We start from the raw sequence: 1,048 nt of genomic DNA on the forward strand, positions 1-1,048 counted from the left end.
TACTGTCCGCTAAACCATAATTATCTACTCCCAACTCGTTAACTATTACGTGTTGGGAGTATTTCTTTTTTCGGACAAGCCCCCTTATTTCAAATTTTCTTCTTCCCGAGGTTCTTCTGCTGTTTGTTTTAGGAGTAATTTCAAGTCTTCGTCAGGTCGTTCGAAGAATGTATCCATATTGATATAGTACATCAGTACGATTCTTACCATCGTGGCTAATCCCGAGAAGCTCCAAGGGCGTGTAAGTCGTTTTTGCAGGAGTGTCATAAGCAGGTTGGCTATGAGTGTCACCCAAACCTGTATCTTGATGGCGTTGGCACTTTCTCCATAAAAGTATCTGAGAGGGAAGTTCTGCTTGATTTGCTTGAAGAGTGATTCTATGAGCCATCGTTTGCGGTATATTTCCACGATGGTTTGAAGTGCCATGTCAAAATCGTTGGTCAGCAAGCTTACGAGTTTGGGCTGCCTGCCCTTTTTGATATCCACGTATGTAACGATACGTGCCTTATGCCGGGCATCCCCCTTGTTGAACACCACCGTTTGTTCCCTGTATTCCATGAGCCCTTGCCCGGTCATATACATGCGGTCAGAAAGCAATTCGTAGGTAAGATTTTTCTTCATCTTGGTGACATACACCACGCCTCGCATGGTGAGTTCTTCAAACTTCCCATAATTGATGTAGGCTCTGTCCAAAGCCACAATCTCTCCGTTGCGGAAATCTGAAGGAGCAAGCATAAAGGAGTCGTTGGTGGCAGCGGAGGTAAACCGAACGTCGCAAGGTACGCCCTCGTTAGCATGAATGACGGAATGGACCTTGATACCTCCTTTCTTCTTGCCCGACTTGGGGTGACGCCCTACACCCTTGAAGACGAGACTGGAGAAGAGCGTAATCGTGGTAGAATCGATGACACGAAGCCGCTTCATCCAACTCACCGTCTCATTTCTTGGGCTGTCCGAGGAAAGGGTTGTCTTGTTTTGCTCGTAAAGGTCACGATAGACCATCTCAAAGAACGTCTCGGAGCGGCGGGCGTTGGCGTCCGAGAGAGTG

At 47.3% G+C, this 1,048-nt stretch carries 1 protein-coding gene; it reads right to left on the reverse strand.

Annotation, left to right across the window (positions count from 1 at the left end):
• Positions 1-84: 84 nt before the first annotated feature.
• A partial coding sequence (locus EV202_RS14980) for an IS4 family transposase (protein WP_131927622.1) occupies positions 85-1,048 on the reverse strand: 964 nt, incomplete at its 5' end.

The sequence above is a fragment of the Prevotella heparinolytica genome, from assembly GCF_004342845.1.
GTDB classification, from domain to species: Bacteria; Bacteroidota; Bacteroidia; order Bacteroidales; family Bacteroidaceae; genus Bacteroides; species Bacteroides heparinolyticus.